The sequence below is a fragment of the Nocardia vinacea genome (genome assembly GCF_035920345.1).
GTDB lineage: Bacteria > Actinomycetota > Actinomycetes > Mycobacteriales > Mycobacteriaceae > Nocardia > Nocardia vinacea_A.
In genome coordinates this window covers 5,012,574-5,029,014 of the sequence record NZ_CP109149.1, presented here as the reverse complement: position 1 = coordinate 5,029,014, position 16,441 = coordinate 5,012,574, and the positions used below count along the sequence as shown (strand labels likewise).

18 protein-coding genes and 1 pseudogene are annotated in these 16,441 nt (G+C 65.0%); 7 read left to right on the top strand and 12 right to left on the bottom strand.

The genetic code is table 11. From position 1 onward, the window contains the following. The first annotated feature begins 79 nt into the window (after positions 1-79). Positions 80-661 carry an XRE family transcriptional regulator gene (locus OIE68_RS23030; protein WP_327101409.1) on the top strand — a complete coding sequence of 194 codons (582 nt, stop codon included), beginning with the start codon at positions 80-82 and terminating at the stop codon, positions 659-661. A gap of 79 nt (positions 662-740) precedes the next feature. On the opposite strand, the pseudogene OIE68_RS23025 reads toward OIE68_RS23030, so the two are convergent. Further along, positions 741-1,059: pseudogene (locus tag OIE68_RS23025) on the bottom strand (catalase). A gap of 104 nt (positions 1,060-1,163) precedes the next feature. Between OIE68_RS23025 and OIE68_RS23020 the strand changes: the two are divergent. Continuing rightward, complete coding sequence (locus OIE68_RS23020) at positions 1,164-1,997, top strand: RNA polymerase sigma factor SigF (RefSeq protein ID WP_327101408.1); 834 nt, start codon at positions 1,164-1,166, stop codon at positions 1,995-1,997. Between the two features lie 298 nt (positions 1,998-2,295). On the opposite strand, the gene OIE68_RS23015 is transcribed toward OIE68_RS23020, so the two are convergent. Next, on the bottom strand, positions 2,296-2,451 hold the full coding sequence (locus OIE68_RS23015) for a DUF6131 family protein (RefSeq protein ID WP_327101407.1): 156 nt from the start codon (positions 2,449-2,451) through the stop codon (positions 2,296-2,298). Between the two features lie 373 nt (positions 2,452-2,824). Between OIE68_RS23015 and OIE68_RS23010 the strand changes: the two genes are divergently transcribed. Beyond that, positions 2,825-3,196 carry a hypothetical protein gene (locus OIE68_RS23010; RefSeq protein WP_327101406.1) on the top strand — a complete coding sequence of 124 codons (372 nt, stop codon included), beginning with the start codon at positions 2,825-2,827 and terminating at the stop codon, positions 3,194-3,196. Positions 3,197-4,005: 809 nt separating this feature from the next. Here OIE68_RS23010 and OIE68_RS23005 read toward each other — a convergent pair. Continuing rightward, positions 4,006-4,383, bottom strand: coding sequence for a hypothetical protein (locus OIE68_RS23005; RefSeq protein ID WP_327101405.1), 378 nt, complete (start codon positions 4,381-4,383; stop codon positions 4,006-4,008). 177 nt (positions 4,384-4,560) lie between these two features. Here OIE68_RS23005 and OIE68_RS23000 point away from each other — a divergent pair, with 177 nt between their 5' ends. The 3 genes from OIE68_RS23000 (at position 4,561) to OIE68_RS22990 (ending at position 10,359) form a co-directional block, all read left to right on the top strand. Continuing rightward, the gene (locus tag OIE68_RS23000; RefSeq protein WP_327101404.1) at positions 4,561-6,045 is read left to right on the top strand and encodes an SDR family oxidoreductase; all 1,485 of its coding nucleotides are present in this window, start codon (positions 4,561-4,563) and stop codon (positions 6,043-6,045) included. Between the two features lie 83 nt (positions 6,046-6,128). After that, a complete protein-coding gene (locus OIE68_RS22995) occupies positions 6,129-7,490 on the top strand; it encodes an ATP-binding protein (RefSeq protein WP_419150737.1) in 1,362 nt (453 codons plus the stop codon). A 958-nt stretch (positions 7,491-8,448) separates the two neighbouring features. Further along, positions 8,449-10,359, top strand: a complete 1,911-nt coding sequence (locus OIE68_RS22990; protein WP_419150736.1) for a serine/threonine-protein kinase — start codon at positions 8,449-8,451, stop codon at positions 10,357-10,359. Between the two features lie 381 nt (positions 10,360-10,740). On the opposite strand, the gene OIE68_RS22985 is transcribed toward OIE68_RS22990, so the two are convergent. The 8 genes from OIE68_RS22985 to OIE68_RS22950 all read right to left on the bottom strand — a co-directional run bounded on the left by OIE68_RS22985 (position 10,741) and on the right by OIE68_RS22950 (position 15,225). Next, positions 10,741-10,905, bottom strand: a complete 165-nt coding sequence (locus tag OIE68_RS22985) for a hypothetical protein (RefSeq protein WP_327101401.1) — start codon at positions 10,903-10,905, stop codon at positions 10,741-10,743. Positions 10,906-11,318: 413 nt separating this feature from the next. Continuing rightward, positions 11,319-11,549 (bottom strand): hypothetical protein, encoded by a 231-nt coding sequence (locus OIE68_RS22980; protein WP_327101400.1) that lies wholly within the window; start codon positions 11,547-11,549, stop codon positions 11,319-11,321. A gap of 210 nt (positions 11,550-11,759) precedes the next feature. Then, positions 11,760-12,191, bottom strand: coding sequence for a hypothetical protein (locus tag OIE68_RS22975; protein WP_327101399.1), 432 nt, complete (start codon positions 12,189-12,191; stop codon positions 11,760-11,762). 150 nt (positions 12,192-12,341) lie between these two features. Beyond that, positions 12,342-13,073 carry an MspA family porin gene (locus tag OIE68_RS22970; protein WP_327101398.1) on the bottom strand — a complete coding sequence of 244 codons (732 nt, stop codon included), beginning with the start codon at positions 13,071-13,073 and terminating at the stop codon, positions 12,342-12,344. A gap of 35 nt (positions 13,074-13,108) precedes the next feature. Continuing rightward, a complete protein-coding gene (locus OIE68_RS22965; RefSeq protein WP_327101397.1) occupies positions 13,109-13,714 on the bottom strand; it encodes an MspA family porin in 606 nt (201 codons plus the stop codon). 135 nt (positions 13,715-13,849) lie between these two features. Then, positions 13,850-14,698, bottom strand: a complete 849-nt coding sequence (locus OIE68_RS22960) for a class I SAM-dependent methyltransferase (RefSeq protein ID WP_327101396.1) — start codon at positions 14,696-14,698, stop codon at positions 13,850-13,852. Between the two features lie 3 nt (positions 14,699-14,701). Then, positions 14,702-15,046 (bottom strand): VOC family protein, encoded by a 345-nt coding sequence (locus tag OIE68_RS22955; RefSeq protein ID WP_327101395.1) that lies wholly within the window; start codon positions 15,044-15,046, stop codon positions 14,702-14,704. 20 nt (positions 15,047-15,066) lie between these two features. Then, the gene (locus OIE68_RS22950; RefSeq protein ID WP_062985155.1) at positions 15,067-15,225 is read right to left on the bottom strand and encodes a ribbon-helix-helix protein, CopG family; all 159 of its coding nucleotides are present in this window, start codon (positions 15,223-15,225) and stop codon (positions 15,067-15,069) included. Positions 15,226-15,374: 149 nt separating this feature from the next. Here OIE68_RS22950 and OIE68_RS22945 point away from each other — a divergent pair, with 149 nt between their 5' ends. Continuing rightward, the gene (locus OIE68_RS22945; RefSeq protein WP_327101394.1) at positions 15,375-15,962 is read left to right on the top strand and encodes a hypothetical protein; all 588 of its coding nucleotides are present in this window, start codon (positions 15,375-15,377) and stop codon (positions 15,960-15,962) included. A gap of 96 nt (positions 15,963-16,058) precedes the next feature. On the opposite strand, the gene OIE68_RS22940 is transcribed toward OIE68_RS22945, so the two are convergent. Further along, positions 16,059-16,439 (bottom strand): plastocyanin, encoded by a 381-nt coding sequence (locus tag OIE68_RS22940; protein ID WP_327101393.1) that lies wholly within the window; start codon positions 16,437-16,439, stop codon positions 16,059-16,061. Positions 16,440-16,441 lie beyond the last annotated feature (2 nt).

Below are 16,441 nucleotides of genomic sequence, written 5' to 3'. Positions count from 1 at the left end.
CCTTCTGTCGGAATAGCTCAGTCTCATTCGGCGCACGCCGATGTGGCACGCAATCTTGCGGTTCCGGCAAGATGGGCGCATGGACCCCGAAACAGATGACGTGCTCGACGCGGTGGGCCTGCGGCTGCGTGCGTTACGGCGCGAGCGCGGCATCACCCTCGCCGCCCTCGCGACGACGACCGGTGTCTCCGAGAGCACGCTGTCCCGGCTGGAGAGCGGGCAGCGCCGGGCAACCCTCGAGTTGCTGCTGCCGCTCGCTCGCACCTATGACGTGCCGTTGGACGATCTCGTCGGTGCGCCCCGCACCGGCGATCCCCGAATCCATCTGAAACCGATCCGGCGGTTCGGGATGATCTTCGTGCCGCTGTCTCGGCGGCCGGGCGGGGTGCACGCGTTCAAGATGATCATTCCCGCGCGTCCGGCACCGCTGGAGCCGACCCCGCAGACGCACGACGGCTTCGAGTGGCTGTATGTGCTCAACGGCCGCCTCCGATTGGTAGTCGGCGAGCGCGACCTGACCTTGCCGCCCGGCGAGGCCGCGGAATTCGACACCTCCCTACCGCACTGGCTGGGCAGCGCCGACGGCGGCACGGTCGAGCTGCTCATCCTGTTCGGTTTGCAGGGTCTGCGATCGCATGTACACGCCGACCCGCATCGGTGAGCTTCCCCGGGAGCCGGCTCGTGCGGCGGCCGCCAGGTGATGATCTGCAATGACGGATATCATTGTGGCACTGTGATATTCAGCTCGACGTCGGCTGATCTAGCGGCTGGGCGCCGTCGGTCGGGCTTTGTTCTGGGCCGACGAGCGGGCGGGGTTGTGCTGCTGGGCGGCCTTGGGGTATTGCGCCATCCTTCGAATACGACCGCACTGTGCTTGCGTGCGCTGAATTGACCGGCAGCTCTTTGTGATTCGCGCCGATCGATTGTCGATGGGCATCCGGATAGGACAACCAGCGGCCCACTAGCATCCTGTTCGGGCTCGGCCACCGAATTGCTCGGTTCGAACGCGGCTTGTTCGATCTCGGTGTGATAGTCGGCGTGGTTGTGGTTCAACGTCATCCGTCCGACCTCGACGCGGCTGGTTCCCGTTGGTCACGTTTCGATTACGACAACTGGGGTACCCCACTGACATCGAACTTCATATGAAATGAGGGGAGACTCGGATGAGTAGAACGACGGTTCGAAACGAAGAATCCCGACACGCAACCGGTGCCGGAGACAGCTACGACGACATCGAGCCATGGTTCGAGAAGCTGGCTGCCCTTGCGCCCGGGGATGCTCATCGGCAGGTCGTGCGCGAGGAGATCGTGCGGCGGTGTCTACCCTTGGCCGACCACATCGCTCGCAAGTTCGCCGGCCGCGGTACGGAATTCGAGGACTTGCAGCAGATCGCTCGGCTGGGGCTGGTGCAGGCGGTGGATCGTTTCGACGTCACGCGAGGCTGTTCGTTCCTGTCGTTCGCGGTGCCGACCGTCATGGGTGAGGTGCGGCGCTACTTTCGCGACTGCGCCTGGGCGCTGCGAGTACCGCGCCGGGCCAAAGAACTACAGGCGATGATTCGGCCGACTGTGGAGACGCTGGCGCAGCGGCTCGAGCGGATGCCGACCGCGCGGGAGATCGCCGCTGAACTCGATCTGGAACTCGGTGAGGTCACTCAGGCGCTGATCGCGGCCAATGCCTACCAGACCAACTCGCTCGACATCGGTGTCGGCGATAACGACGAAGGCACTCGCCCCTCGGTCATCGACACCCTCGGCGCTGTAGAGCCGTGCTACCGATTGTTGGAAGACGCGATGTCGGTGCGCCCGTTGATCGCTGCGCTTCCCGATTCCCAGCGCCGGGTGCTGATCATGCGTTTCTTCGAATCCAAGACCCAAAGCCAGATCGCTGAGCGCCTCGGCGTCTCCCAGATGCAGGTCTCCCGCATTCTCACCAAGACTCTGAACACGCTGCGGGAGCAAGCGATCGGAGCCGACAGCCGCCGCGAAGTCGCCTGACAAGCGCTGCCGCCGACGGGAACTCGGTCCTCCGATCGAGAGTGCTGGTGAGGACGTGATTCTGGTGCGGCAGCAGAATTCCGGCTGGGGAACGCACGTCCTGGCGGGATGTGCGGAGCAGGCCGAGTTCACGGTGCCAGCGGGCTGGGCCGTGGGTGACTATTCGGCAGTGTTGCCGCGTTGTTGGGATAACAAATAGAGCGAGCTGTGACATGGGGTGATTACCGCCGACGCTGAGCGCGGTCAGCATGGCAGCGGTACGGCGACCGGGATCAGAAGCGCCGACGCTGTCCAGGGGTCAGTAGTAATGGCGCCGGCCGCCGACGGCGCGGCCCATCGACCCCAACAGCAGTAATACGAGCCCGATGACGAGGACCACGATCCCGATGGTCCACAGGATCGGGATACCGAATATGAACCCGACGATAAGAAGAATGATTCCGAGAACGATCATGGCCGGCTACCTGGTTTCGCTGCTGTACTCGAAGGGCCCGAGAAACCCCTCCGGTGCTGGTATCGGTCATGTGCGCAATGCCAGCACCGCTCACTACGCCCACCCCAAATGGCCACTGGAAGAATAAGCCACGATGATCAACCCGATGGCCTGCATATTCCAGTAGACGCCTCGGGACCAGGGATGTACACCCCCACACGCTACGGCGCGGTCGGTGACATCGATGAGATCGGCCGATATGCGCTACTCGCCGGAGTGACAGGCTGACGGTAGATACGGGGCTGGAACCGGCTGGGCGTCTGATCGCTCATTTTCCCAGTTCGGGGCTAGTGAAGTGGCGTTAGGGTAGAGAGGGGAGAGTGCGAGGAGTCGAATGATGAGCACCACCATTGTGATCGTGATCATCGTCGTCGCGGTTGTGATCATTTTGCTTGGGGCCTGGTTGCTGATGGGCAAACGGCGCGAACATCAGCGGGTCGAAGCCAAGGGTATCCGTGACCGCGCGGCGGAACAGGAATTAGAGGTCGGTCAGCGGCAGGCGCGGGCAGAGGAGGCCGCTGCCAGGAGCCGGGCGGCAAAGGCGGAAGGTGAGGTCAAGGCGGCGCAGGCCGAGCAGCTTGCCCAGCAGGCGCAGGTGCATCGCAGGGAGGCGGCGGATTCGCGAACCGACGTGGATAAGGAGTGGGAGCGCGCCGACGAAATCGATCCGGACTCGAAGTCACGTGGGAAGCATCAGGGGGGCTGACCCCGAATAACCCGTCGCATAACTCCTGACATCGATCCTGAGGTTTCTCCGGCTGTCGGGGGCTCGAGAACATGAGCACCGATGAGTCGTGACCACTACATTGCGTTCAGTCGTCGGGTCGGCGTCTGAAGGCGTATCGGATTGCATGACCTGCCCCGCCCGGGGCTGGGCGGGGGCCTGTACGCCGATGATGTGGCAGGTGTCGCGCAATCGGGACCTGGTTGCCCGACTCCGGGGGCGTTCGGACCGATGACGAGTTGAGTTCGATCAGGTGCTCGCCGTCGTCCAAGGCGGGGTCACTTCGGCCGGGATTCGCGGGGTTGGTCCTCGGCCCTGCGTACGCCGCTGTGATGGCCACCTTCTGCACCCTCGTCTGAGGCTTCGGTTTCCGGGGCCTGCGATGCGGGTTGCTCGTCAGCTGGCGAGGTGGTGGCGCCCCCGGGAGTGTCATCGGGATCTGGTGCTTTGAACTTCGAGTCGATCACCGGGTGTACCGCGCCTCCGGTGTTGGCGCCGGTTCCCTCGCCCGCACTGCTGGTCGTAATTCCTTTGGCGCTTGTTTGACGGCCTTCATAGGGTGGTATGGCCGGTTCCACGTCTCCCGGGGGGAGGGTCCCGGTCGTGGCGATGTTTTCTTCCGTCGGATTGTGGTCGCGGGTCGAGGTGACTTCTTCTTCGTCGAATGTGCCGGTCGGGCGATCCGCCGATCCGCCGCCGGAATCCGAACCGGTGTCTCGTGAGCTTTTGGTTCCTCGTGCCGATTGCGGCTCTTCGGATAGATGTTCGCTAGACATGCTCCATCGTCTCCTCTAATAGAGCGTTGGATTATCTGTTTGCATTTCAAGGGTGCTGCCCGATTCAATCGCAGTCAAGCCATCGTGATGACGCGACGACCGAATTGTGCCAGCGTAAACGACGCGGCCGGAAGCACCAGCGATGATGAACACGCATTCCGATAGCTGATTGATCATTTTGTAGGGCGGATCTACCAAAGCACGCAGCCGGCCCGCGATGTGAGCGGCATTGCGCGCCATTACATTAATGGCAGATGCAATCCGATCAGAACGGTGTCCGGATCTCGATAGTCGGTGCCGCCCATCGCTTCTCCGCTCCAACGGGTATAGCTCCGCGCCGGGAATGACGAAGTCGACGTCGTTGAGTGCCTGAAACAGGTCGCCGACGAACACGCAACTGTGATGCGGTGAACAATGGGATATGGGTCGCCGGGCCCCGCTCCGATGTGCCGGCGGCGGGTTAGGAATTCCCCGCGACGCCCATCCTTGTCGCCGCGGGTGCGTTGGTGCCGGAGCGGCCGCGGTCCCCACTGATCTCGACGTCCATGCCGGGAAGAAGGGTGATTGAGCATGCGGTGTGTGGTTTTCGGCGCGACCGGCTACATCGGCGGACGCTTGGTGCCCGCACTGGCGCAGGCTGGTCATCGGGTGCGGGCGGTGGCCCGGACACCGGCGAAATTGGCGGAAGTGCCGTGGCGGGATCAGGTCGAGGTGTTCCGCGGCGATATCACCGATGACGACGACGTGCGCGCCGCGGTCGCTGACCAGGAGGTCGTCTACTACCTGGTGCACTCGTTGACCCGCCGCGACTTCGCCGACATCGACCAGCACGCCGCGCGGGTCGTCGCGGCCGCGGCGACCTCGGCCGGGGTCAGGCGCATCGTCTATCTCGGCGGCATCATCCCGGAACACACAGCGCTCTCGCGCCACCTCGCCTCACGCGCCGAGGTCGGAGAAATCCTGCGGGCATCCGGGGTCCCCACCGCGGAACTGCGCGCGGCGGTCATCATCGGATCCGGCTCGGCCAGTTTCGAGATGCTGCGCTACCTGTCCGAACGCCTGCCCGCGATGATCACCCCCCGATGGGTGCGCAACCGCATCCAACCCATCGCTGTGCGCGATGTCCTGTACTACCTGCTGCGGGCCGCCGAGCTGCCCGCCGACGTCAACCGCCCGTTCGATATCGGTGGCCCCGACGTCCTGACCTACCTGACCATGATGCGCGAATACGCGGTGGTCGCCGGGCTGACTCGTCGGATGGTGCTGCCGGTCCCGGTGCTCTCGCCATGGCTGTCGGCGCAATGGGTCAACCTGGTGACCCCGGTACCGCGCGCCCTGGCCGTCCCGCTCATCGAATCTCTCGTCCACGAAGTCGTGTGCGGCGACCACGACATCGCCGCGCACATCCCCGATCCCGCCGACGGCCTCACCCGCTGCGAACGCGCCATGGAGCTGGCACTGACCCGCATCCGCAACGCCGAGGTGCCGACCCGCTGGTCGGACGCCAGCACACCCGGCGCGCCCTCGGATCCGCTGCCCACTGACCCGGCCTGGTCCGGCGGCTCACTCTACGAGGACTTCCGCGAGCGCCACACCCATGCCGACTCCGACACCCTGTGGGCGGTGATCGAATCCATCGGCGGCGAAAACGGCTGGTACTCGTTTCCGCTTGCCTGGTCGCTGCGCGGCTGGATCGACCGGGTCACCGGCGGGGTCGGTTTACGTCGCGGCCGCAGAGACCCACATCGCCTGCACCCTGGCGAAGCCCTGGACTGGTGGCGCGTTGAACACATCGACCGTCCCCACCTGTTGCGGCTTCGCGCCGAAATGCAGGTCCCGGGACTGGCATGGCTCGAACTCGGCGTCGAGCCCGACCGCGGCGGAGGTTCCCGCTATCGGCAACGCGCCATCTTCCAGCCGCACGGACTTGCTGGGCACCTCTACTGGAAGGCGATCACACCGTTTCACGCCGCCGTGTTCGGCGGCATGGCTCGCAACATCACCGGAACCGCCGAACACACCCCCGCCGGGGGCGCGCCCACACCGAGCTGCTGATGTTCGTCGCACTGAGCGGCGGTATCTGGCCGCACTCATGTAGTCGATGGCGCGCCAGGGCACCGACCGACTCGGTTCCCGTCATGGCGGGAGGCTCGCCCAGGGTATTTACTGAGAGGACGGCCGAGTTCTCCGAGGCTCGCCGATGGCTGTTCGAGGTATGTATGCCGGTATGGCGACTACGCGAATTCCGTGACGAAGATCTGGATCAGGGGATCCAGATCTGGGAGCAGAGCCGTGCGCCTGCTACCGGCGAGCCGGTCTTCGCGCTGGCGGAGGTGATGGCGGCCGCACGCGCGGGGCAGTCGGCGGTAGTGGCCGAGGTCGGTGGAGAGATGGTCGGGATGGCGGTCGCCCAGATCTATGGCGAGCGGGCCTGGGTCCTGTTGGTGGCGCTGGCGGCGCGGTGGCGGCGGCGTGGTATCGGCAGCGCACTGCTTGCCGAACTGGAGCGCCGGCTGCGGTCGAACGGCGTGCGGCGGATCTGCACGCTGGTACCCGAGGGCGCCACCGGATCGGTGGCGTTCGAGAATTCCGGGTACTTGCGCCGGGCGGGCCTGGTCTACTACGAGCTGCTGGAACCGTTGCCCCCCGCGCAGTCCACCCTGCTGGCCGAACTGGGCGGGCGGCTGCTTCCACCGGGACTGTGGCAGTCGATGGCCGGGATGGACCGAGAGAAGGAGATCATCGAACGCCGGGTCGTGTTGCCTTTGACGAATCCCGATGTGGCCGAACGTTATCGGGTTTTGCCGCCCAAGAGCGTCATCCTGTTCGGGCCACCGGGGACCGGCAAGACCAGCTTCGCGAAAGCGGTCGCGTCCCGACTCGGTTGGCCGTTCGTCGAATTGTTTCCCTCCCGGTTGGCCGCCGCCGCGACGGGTGGACTGGCTGCCTCGCTGCGCGAGGTATTCGCCGACCTGGCCGAACTCGACGAGCTGCTGCTGTTCATCGATGAGGTGGAGGAGATCGCAGGCACGCGTTCGGGCACGGCGACAAGCCCTGCGCACGGAGTCACCAACGAGCTGCTCAAGCTGATACCGACGTTCCGGGAAAACTACAGCCGCCTGCTGATCTGCGCGACGAACTCGGTCGGCTCATTGGACTCGGCGTTCCTGCGACCCGGTCGATTCGACTATGTGATTCCGGTCGGCCCGCCGGACACACCGGCACGGAACGCGATCTGGCGACGATATCTCGGCCCAGCCGCCGAAACCATCGACCTCGACCGTTTGGTCTGCGCCACAGCGCAATTCACCCCCGCCGACATCGAATACGCGGCCCGTGCAGGCGCGCAGTCCGCGTTCGAACGCGCAATGCGCGAGGACTCAGACGAACCCGCGACCACCGAGGACTACCTGACCGCGGTCGCCGATACCCGCCCGACCCTGACACCGGAAATCCTGAGCGCGTTCGAGCAGGACCAGCAGGACTACACCAGACTGTGAGAGAGAGGGTGTCCCCAGATGCGGAGCCCAAGTCACTGTTGCTGATCGGAATCGCGTCACGCAGCGGACCGGCCGGTTGTACAACCGCGGTGGAATCGGCGCCGACCAGCCGTTCTGTGCCGCCCCCCAGGGCGGGAGATGTTGCCCCAGGGGTGAAAACGATCTCCACCTATGGTGGCTATTCGGGACGGGCGGCAGCGCCGAAGATTCTTGTTAAGGCTGCGACAACGAAGCGGCAGACCTCACCCATCGCGCGCCGATACCCGAACCAGCTTCCCAGGAGTTCACGAATGCCGTCCACCTTTGTCGCCGATGTTCGCGACCGAGCCGATGCCTACCGCGATAGACGTTTCTCCGCGAGCAGGGCAGCGAACTGGTCGCGGAGGCGGTGAGCTTTGCACTCGACCCCGACGCACGGGCGGTGGCGGTCCGGCCACCGTGCCGTCCGGAGGCCGCTCGGGCGGTGCCGTTGCCGTATCCGCCCGAACGCGAGTTCCTACGGGCGTTTTTCGGCTGCCCGTTCGCCGGAGCGATCGCAGTACCGGCCGCGTGCCGCACGCTGCGCGCAGCATGCGGCGAACCAAATCCTCCAGGCGAGTCTGTGGAACGAGACGGTGCTGACATCAGCGGTGAGTCACCAGTATTCGCTGGATGTGTCGGCGCGAGAGCCTATCGATACCCGAGCAGTCGTAGCACGCCAGCCAACACCGTCGGACTACAATGCGAAGGGACATAGATCGTGTGGCGGTGCGGTCGCGTTTTCGCCGAAAGGGCCGAAGCCGCGTCCTCAATCAGCGGGCAAGTCGACAATGTGCGAGCGCCGATTCTCGATTCTGACCAACCTGCGCAGATTACCCACAACGCGGGCAAGGCAGTCGTGAACAACTTGCGGCCGCCACTGACGGCAGGGTCGACGTTCGGGAAATATCGCCTGCGGCGGCTGATTGGTGCCGGCGGGATGGGCAGGGTATTCGAGGCACTCGACACCACCAAGGGCCGGGTGGTCGCGGTGAAAGTGCTGCCCGAACAGCTGGCCGACGACCCGGTCTATCGGGCCCGGTTCCGGCGCGAATCCCACATCGCCGCGCTGCTGCAGGAGCCCCACGTCATCCCGATCCACGACTACGGCGAGATCGACGGGCTGCTCTACATCGACATGCGACTCGTGGACGGCGAAAGCCTCCGCACTGTGGTGAGAACAAACGGCCCGCTGCCGCCCGAGCAGGCTGTCTCGGTGATCAGCCAGATCGCAGCCGGACTCGACGCCGCACACCACGACGGCCTGATCCATCGTGACATCAAGCCGGACAATATCCTGCTCACCCACGACGGGTTCGCCTACCTGGCCGACTTCGGCCTGGCCAACTCGAACACCGACGAACGCCTGACCCAGACCGGATCGGCAATCGGCTCGTTCAACTACATGGCACCCGAACGTTTCCGAGCCGGCCCGGCCACCCCGGCTGTCGACGTGTATGCCCTGGCGTGTGTGTTGCACGAATGCCTGACCGGCACCCGCCCTTACTCGAACGACGGCGGCGACGCCGCCATCATGCGGGCCCACATGATCGAACTTCCACCCCGAACGAGCAGCTACGCACCGGGAATCCCGGTCTCGATCGACGCTGTCGTCGCGCGTGGAATGGCGAAGTCGCCCGATGAACGCTATGCCAGCGCCGGCGAACTGGCCGCCGCCGCCCACGCCGCACTTGCATCGCCTCCCGGCGACGTCGAAGACGATGGTCCCCTCGCCGTATGCAAATACGATCCCACCGTGGCGGCGCATCCCACACCCCGGGCGACCTCCACGCCCGAGGCAAGATCCGTCCCGGCGCCCAGGCGCCGGCCACGCCGCCTCTGGATCGCCGCTGCCACGGCCGTTGCGGCTGTTGTGGCCGTTGGAGCCTGGCCGTTGCTCCACAAGCCCGCACCACCGACCCCAGGGCCGGCGGCGAGATCCGAATTCACCGACGACGACGTCACCCTGCTGAAGCTCCTCGAAGACCCGTACAACCGCACGATCTGTCACCACCTGAACCCACAGACGATTCTGGGGGAGAAAGCCCATCTCATCTGCGACGAGATTCCCGAAATCCGCGTGCCCAGCGGGGAGTTCTACCTGTTTCCCAACGCCGACGCACTAGGCAAGGCCTATCACGGCATGGTGTTACAGACCAGCAGCTGTCCGGGCTATCCACCCGGCCCCGACGGCCCCGCGACGAGGGGCGGCAGGGAGGTCGGGCGAATGGCCTGCTTCACGAATGCCACGACGACACCACCGACTTCGGGGGTGATCCAAACGGACGACGCGGCCATGAGCATGGCGGTTTTCTCCTTCACCGAGTCGGTGGGCGGTAGTGCCAGCTTGTACTGGACAGTGCACGACACGGGGGAGGGGAATTCGCAATTCCGGACCCTTCCGAAGGACCCGGACGTCTACACTCAGGCCGACCTCGATCTGATCACCAAACTGCCCAAAGCCTACGACCCACGATTCTGTCGACACGAGGCACCCGAGAGCGATGCGACCGCCGTCGTTCTATGCTTCGGCAACGAGTCCGGTGCGCCGACAGCAAGGTTTTTCCAATTCCCCAACCATCCGATCGCGACCCAGTTTTTCGATGGTGTCATGAGGAGGTCCGGCGGGCGCGCGTGCGACGATGCAACGGTTCCCGAGCAACCGTGGATTCGAAATGGCACAACTGTCGGCCGGTTCACCTGCATCACCGATCCTATGCCGACTCTCGTTGCGTTGGATCAGCGCAGCGACATCGCTATCCAAGCCGTATCCGTCCGTCCCGATTCCCCCTCCAACCGTCCCAAGACTGATCTGGGATTGTTCGATTGGTTCAAAAAGAACCCGCTGTAGACGCCGATGTCGCCACCGCGTCGGCGAACCAGCGTCGAGCACACGTCGATAACTCGCGTCATGCGGACTGACGAAGTCAACTAGTGTTCGATGCCGATGCGATGTGCGAACTCGGTCAGTTCGGGCGGTGACTGCTGTCCGTCGCGATCCGCACCAGCAGCTGAGGCAGGGGCTGTGGCTCTGGCCATGGATCCTTGGGCTTCGGTTGCTCGCTGGGGCAACCATGTCCAGCATCGAAGCCGTTGCGCTCGTGTCACAGGGTGGGTTGCCTGGGGCCGCTCTGGTCCGGGGCTGGGGCCGGGACACCTCGGATAGTTCTCGCAGGAGCCTCCGCCCCTCCGCGACCTGGAGAACGACTCCGCCGCCCGGTCGGGAACTGAGTTAGCAGTCGAAGCGACGGCAGCTGAGCATCAACGGATGCCCGTGGCTTTGCGAGGCGACATCGAACAACGACGCGGAGGCCGGCGGTAGTGCCGGTAGCGGCAGCGACCCCGACATCCCCAAGACGCTGGGGCCGAACAGCATGAGTCCACCGATAAGGGTCATCGACAAGAGGATGCCGCGCCGGGCACGCGAGCACATCCGCCTGCCGGGCGTCCGAGGGATCGATTCGTGGCTCGAGTCCGAGCTCTGCGGGGCAGAGGTCGGCCTCCGCGACTCGGTCCCGGGACGAGAAGACAGAAACTGAACAGCGAGAGGCATCTGCATCACTTCCCTGGGCGCGGTATCGATCACGACGTGGACAGAGCCAATTCTCGTCTGTGAACGGATCGCGCAACACCCACCCCAGGGTGAATCCGCACCCTCCTTGACCGGCCGGCGCTGAAGACCACAGCCACCAGCTCGGCGAAACGTCGTCGCGAAGCTGGTGGCTGTGTGTCAGAACTCGATCAACTTGTTGGCGCTGGTGCCCTCGTGCCCCTGCCTCGAGAGGTTTTGCCCATGGAGCGTGTTTCGGGCTAGCCGACAGCTGATGCGAGGTCACCGCCGATTCGCGCTTCCGACAGGAAATCGGGGAGCGAGACGGACAGGCGGGCGCTGACTTCGGTCAACCCGGACATCAACGCTTGTGCTGGTTCGGTGCCGGTCGTTTGGATGATGATCGGGGCAGGCTGTAGCCCCTCGATCCGTAGTCGACAAAAGTAGTCCGTGTCAGGTTTCGTAAAAGGCTGCGGCGCATCGACCGTCACGAGTATCGATCGGCCGCTTCGCCGAATCCTCCTGATTACCAAAGCCTTTCCAAATCCGACAGTCATAGCGAAATAGTATGGCCTCGGGCGTATTCGGCCGAATACTGCGGGCGTGTCCGACAACCAGGCGCGTCCTTACTGATGACCACAGGCCGACATTCGCGCAGCGGCGGCTCGCGGCCGACGACCCGATGACGGACTCCGCCGCCGTTAACCCTGGTAGGGGTGGTTGGTGAACTGGACTGCACCGGGCTCCGGGAAGTGGGCCGCGTTGACGGTGACGGCGCCGACGAAGTTGTCGTGGCCGGGGCTGAACAGGGCCGAGTAACCGCTGTTGCCCCAAAAGCCGGGGCCGTTGGCGTGCGCGGTGAAGCTGCCGGTTTCGCCGGTGTCGACATTGCGGTAGTTCAGGGTGATGTCGAGTGAACATTGGCCGACGCCGATCATCTGTGCGGTCACAGTGAAGGCGGCCATGCCCGGGTAGGCGTTGCCGTTGACCGACGAGTCGACGATCGCGACGCACGGGCCGTTGGTCAGCGAGTAGATTGTCGCGAACTTGCCGCCGCTCGAGTCCGCGGAAGCTGGTGCGGCCGTGGTGGTTACGGCCGCTGCGGTCATCGCGGCGAGGGCGAAAGCAGTCACGGATCGGGTCGAACGCATCGTTACCCCCAGCGGTGGATGGTGGTCATGCCGACGTTATGCCGTGCGACGGTACCAGTCTTCCCGTCATCCCATGACCGTTCGCGCGGACCATGGCCGGCACCTACTGCCGCTCTGTTCCGCGCGATGACCTCAGCCGAGGCTGAAAGGTTGGCCCCAAAGGGTTTCGGAGTCGTCGATGACGTTGTCGTGCACGGTGACCGTGGTGTAGGCGCGAGCTTCGGCGGCGCCTGCGCAACCTTCTATGGACAGTGTGTGGTCCACGTACTGGGTGATGCCCGATGTGCCGGTGAAGGTGTAGTCCTCGATTTCCTTGGTGGTTACTTTGCCGGGCTTCAACTGAATGCTCAGGGAGGGGTCGGCATAGGGCGAGACTCCTGAGTCGCCCGCGGTACCACCGGCGTATCCGCCTGCGGTGACGCCGCCGTTGCCCCCGCCGCCACCGTCGCCGTTGTTGCCACCGTTGTCGGCACCCGCGGGCGCGTCGGTTTTCGGCTGGGGCGGCGGCGTATCGCCGCTGCCGTCCGCGTGTGTGGCACTGCCGAGATCGACCTGGCAGCCAACGAGGTAACCGGTCTCGATCCGACCGCCGGTGACGGTGATATCGGCGGGCACGGTGACGTGCATCGACGTCACGCCGGAAACCCACGCGTTGCGGGAAAGTGGGCTCGCGGCCATCGACCCGGAGATCGTCGCGTGCTCACCGGTGCGGTCGACCGCGACGACAAGGCCATCGCGAGTGGTGAACCGGTCGTGGCCATCGGGGAGGGGGATCGAGGTATCGGCTTGTGCCGCACCGGATGTCACCAGCACGACGGGCAGGAAGGCGCACGTCATGATCGCGGCGCCCAGTGAACGGCGCATCGCGCTGTTCCTCTCGTTCGATCGCATCACGCCGCTCATCCGACGCTGAACGGGTCGCCGTACAAGGTCACCTCGGCCGAACCCTGGTCGTTGGTCACCGACAGCGCGCTGAACGCGCGTGCCTGCGCGTATCCGCCGCACCCGCTGAGCTGAACGCCGCGATTGCGGTAGGAGATGCCGACGGCACCCGCCGCGGGATCGAGCTTCTTGGTGCCGAACTTCACCACCGCGACGCCGCCCGGCACCAGTTTGATACTCGGGGTCAATTCCGGCGACACCGAGCCGGGCGACATGTAGACATCACCGCCGAGCGACAGCCCGCCGGACAGATCTACCTGGCAGCCGATCAAATAACCGGTCTCCAAACTGCCCGCCGTCGCGCCCGGAGCCGTGGCGTACGCGGTCGCCGACAGCTGCGCCGTGCGTGACATGCCGTTGGCAGCGAGGGACTGGGAGATGATCGCGGTCTCATCGGTCCTGGTCAGATCCACCGGAATCCCCGTCGCCGTCGTCAATGCCTGCTCGCCGTCGGGCAGCGGCACCACCGTATCCGCATGCGCGAACCCACCTCCGAGCATCAGCACCGCCAACCCGACGCTGATACCGGCCGACCACCGGCCGACACCATTGATCACCCTCATCAAACCTCATCCTCAACTGCCGGCAGCTACGGGAGAACCTCGCACGCAAACCTGAACGTCGGCTGGGAATCAGCAGAGTGGTTGCTGTCGAATCCCGCCACCCCTGGGCCAATGGGGCACGCGCTCATGGGTTGTTCAGGTCGTCGCGACCAGGAACTGCTCTGCGGTCGGGGGCCGCAGGCCGTCTGTCCTGTCGGCGAAGTACCGCTGGGTCAGGGTGGATGTCGAAATATGTTGTGCCGATGCGAAACCCGCTGCCTGGGCCAGCTCGATCAGTTCATCGGGGCTGAACAGGCTGAGGAATGGAACGCCGCTCGCTCGCGCGGCATTCTCGACGGCCTGACGTATCGCGCGTTCCTCGGCGTCCAGCAGGTCCAGTGGCAGTTGGAAGGTCATGGCCAAGGTGGAGCCGGGTGCGAGTGTCGAGATCCGCTGCAGCGTCTGGACATTCGCTTCGCGCGTGAGGTACATGGAGACGCCGGTTTCGGCGACCACCGCGGGACGCGACGGGTCGAAGCCCGCGGAAATGAGCCGGTCCCACCAGGATTCGGCCTCGAAATCGACCGGGACCAGCCGCAGCCACTCCGGAATTCCGAAGCCGAGTTCGACCAAACGCTGCCGCTTCCATGCCTGCGGGCCGGGCTGGTCTACCTCGAATACCGTTAGGCCGGAAGCAATTTCGGGACGGCGCTGAGCGAAGGTGTCGAGTCCCGCACCCAGGATGACGTACTGATCGACGCCGCGTGCCGCCTGCTCGGCCACCAGATCCTCGACGAAACGGGCGCGCGCCACGACGCACGCGCGCGAGAGGCTGGTCGTCTCGGGATTCATATCCCCGCGGGCGCGCCATCCGGCGTCGGGGCCGATCAGCCGCAGCCCGATCTCGTCTTCGAGCACATGCGGCGCCGGATCGATCTCGACGTGCAACGCGCGCCACAGCGCGACGCGCTCCGCCGTGCTCTCGGGGCCGATGACCTGTTGCATTGTTCAGCCGACCTTTCCGACCTGCAGACTCCAGACCCGGCCGTCCGGATCGCGCACCGTCATTTCCTTTGTCCCGTAATGGGTTTCCTCGAACGACGTGACCACCTCGACGTCATCGCTCGGCCGGAACGCATCCGGTTCGGTCACCGTCAGCACGAGCTGCGTCTGTGGGGTCTGGCTGCGCGGGATCTCGGCAATGAATACATACGGACCATCGCCATTGCGGAACAGTCCGGAGTTGTGGTCGGTCGTGAATTCGGGTTCGAACCCGAGCGCCTGAAAGAACCGCGCCGCCTTGCCCCAGTTGTGCGTCTCGACGAACACGCCTTCGATGCCCTGCGTTGTCATATCGTCTCTCCTTCTCGCGCTCACGGTTGCTGATCGTGGGTGTCGTCGAGGTATCCGCGCAGTGCCTCCGCGACCAGTGCCGACAGCGACATGCCGGACTCGATTGCCCGGAACTTGACCTGCTTGATCAATCCCACCGGCAAATACACGTTGAACTGCTTCACATCCTCGTCGCCCACATCCCGATGCTAGCATCCTAGAAAGCTAGTAACAAGATCGTCCTGCGCTGGTGGTGGCAAACGTCGAGAGGGTTGCATGGTGATCTTGATCAGACACCCGAATGTGGGGGCGTTCGGCGGGCCGCGGGGCGACGCGATAACTTGAGCGGGTGATCAAGAGTTCGGTATCCACGACGGCGGGGGCATGGCGGGCAGGTGACGACGTCCCGGTGACGTTGCGGGAGGCGACGGTGGCATGGGCCTTTGCGGCACATGCGGAACTGTCCGAGATCGCCACGGGGTACGGGAACTTCATCACTGTCGATGAGTTGGCCGAGCGGGTGCAGGAAACGTCCGGGGTGCATACGGGTGCGCCGACGCGGACGTGGATGGAGGCGATCCTGCGCAAGGTCGCGCGGCGTTGCCATAATGCGGGCGAACCCCCGCTGACCTCGCTATGCGTGCAGGCGAACCACACCGTCGGCGACACCTACAAATACGTGCTGGAACTCGCCGGACTGCCGGTTCCGAAGGACCTCGAGTTGCACGCCTCCTACGCCCGGTGGCAGTGCTACGAGCACCACGGTGCCGCGATGCCCGCCGAGCTGACCGCCCCGCCGCTCACGCCCAAGGTCGCGGGCCGCCGTTCGGCGAGCAGCGCCCCGCAGGAGACCAAGCCCGAGCCGACCCGGGCGGCGGTGTGCGACCAGTGCTTCATCCAGCTACCTGCCAGCGGAACCTGCCAGTACTGCGTGTAGGCGGCTCTGTTGTGCGGCGGGAACCCGCTGCGGCAACAGGTGGGCCGACGATCGCGCCGACCCACCCGGTCGGATCAGTGCACGTTGCGCGGGAATTCAACGCCGGACGCTCAATGCGCCTTCCATGAGCGCGTGATACCGGCAGTAGAAGGGGTGCGATCCGACTTCGTCGGGTGCGATGAAGGTGATGGTCTGGCCCGGGCCGACCTCGTAATCGAAGAGGCCGGGGCGTTTGCTGGTAATGCTGTGCTTCACCGAATCGAGGTTGACCACCGTGAGCACGGCACCCGGCGTAATCGGGGGCGTGCCGGTGTAGTTCTGGTGTTCGACGGTGATGGTGACGGCGGGGATCGGTGCGGGGCCGGACCACGCGGGCGGGGCGATCTCCGTCGAGGTGCCGCACCCTGCCGCCCACGCGACGGTGAGCAAACCGAACGCGATCCGATGCCGCCACGGGCAGATTCGAGTGCTGTTCACCT

Coding starts and splice junctions, on each gene's coding strand:
- OIE68_RS22995 (WP_419150737.1), top strand. CDS start 6,129: ATGGCGGGAGGCTCGCCCAGGGTATTTACTGAGAGGACGGCCGAGTTC.
- OIE68_RS23030 (WP_327101409.1), top strand. CDS start 80: ATGGACCCCGAAACAGATGACGTGCTCGACGCGGTGGGCCTGCGGCTG.
- OIE68_RS22965 (WP_327101397.1), bottom strand. CDS start 13,714: ATGAGGGTGATCAATGGTGTCGGCCGGTGGTCGGCCGGTATCAGCGTC.
- OIE68_RS22990 (WP_419150736.1), top strand. CDS start 8,449: ATGGGCAGGGTATTCGAGGCACTCGACACCACCAAGGGCCGGGTGGTC.
- OIE68_RS22985 (WP_327101401.1), bottom strand. CDS start 10,905: ATGACCCTTATCGGTGGACTCATGCTGTTCGGCCCCAGCGTCTTGGGG.
- OIE68_RS22970 (WP_327101398.1), bottom strand. CDS start 13,073: ATGCGCCGTTCACTGGGCGCCGCGATCATGACGTGCGCCTTCCTGCCC.
- OIE68_RS22960 (WP_327101396.1), bottom strand. CDS start 14,698: ATGCAACAGGTCATCGGCCCCGAGAGCACGGCGGAGCGCGTCGCGCTG.
- OIE68_RS23015 (WP_327101407.1), bottom strand. CDS start 2,451: ATGATCGTTCTCGGAATCATTCTTCTTATCGTCGGGTTCATATTCGGT.
- OIE68_RS22955 (WP_327101395.1), bottom strand. CDS start 15,046: ATGACAACGCAGGGCATCGAAGGCGTGTTCGTCGAGACGCACAACTGG.
- OIE68_RS23010 (WP_327101406.1), top strand. CDS start 2,825: ATGATGAGCACCACCATTGTGATCGTGATCATCGTCGTCGCGGTTGTG.
- OIE68_RS23020 (WP_327101408.1), top strand. CDS start 1,164: ATGAGTAGAACGACGGTTCGAAACGAAGAATCCCGACACGCAACCGGT.
- OIE68_RS23000 (WP_327101404.1), top strand. CDS start 4,561: ATGCGGTGTGTGGTTTTCGGCGCGACCGGCTACATCGGCGGACGCTTG.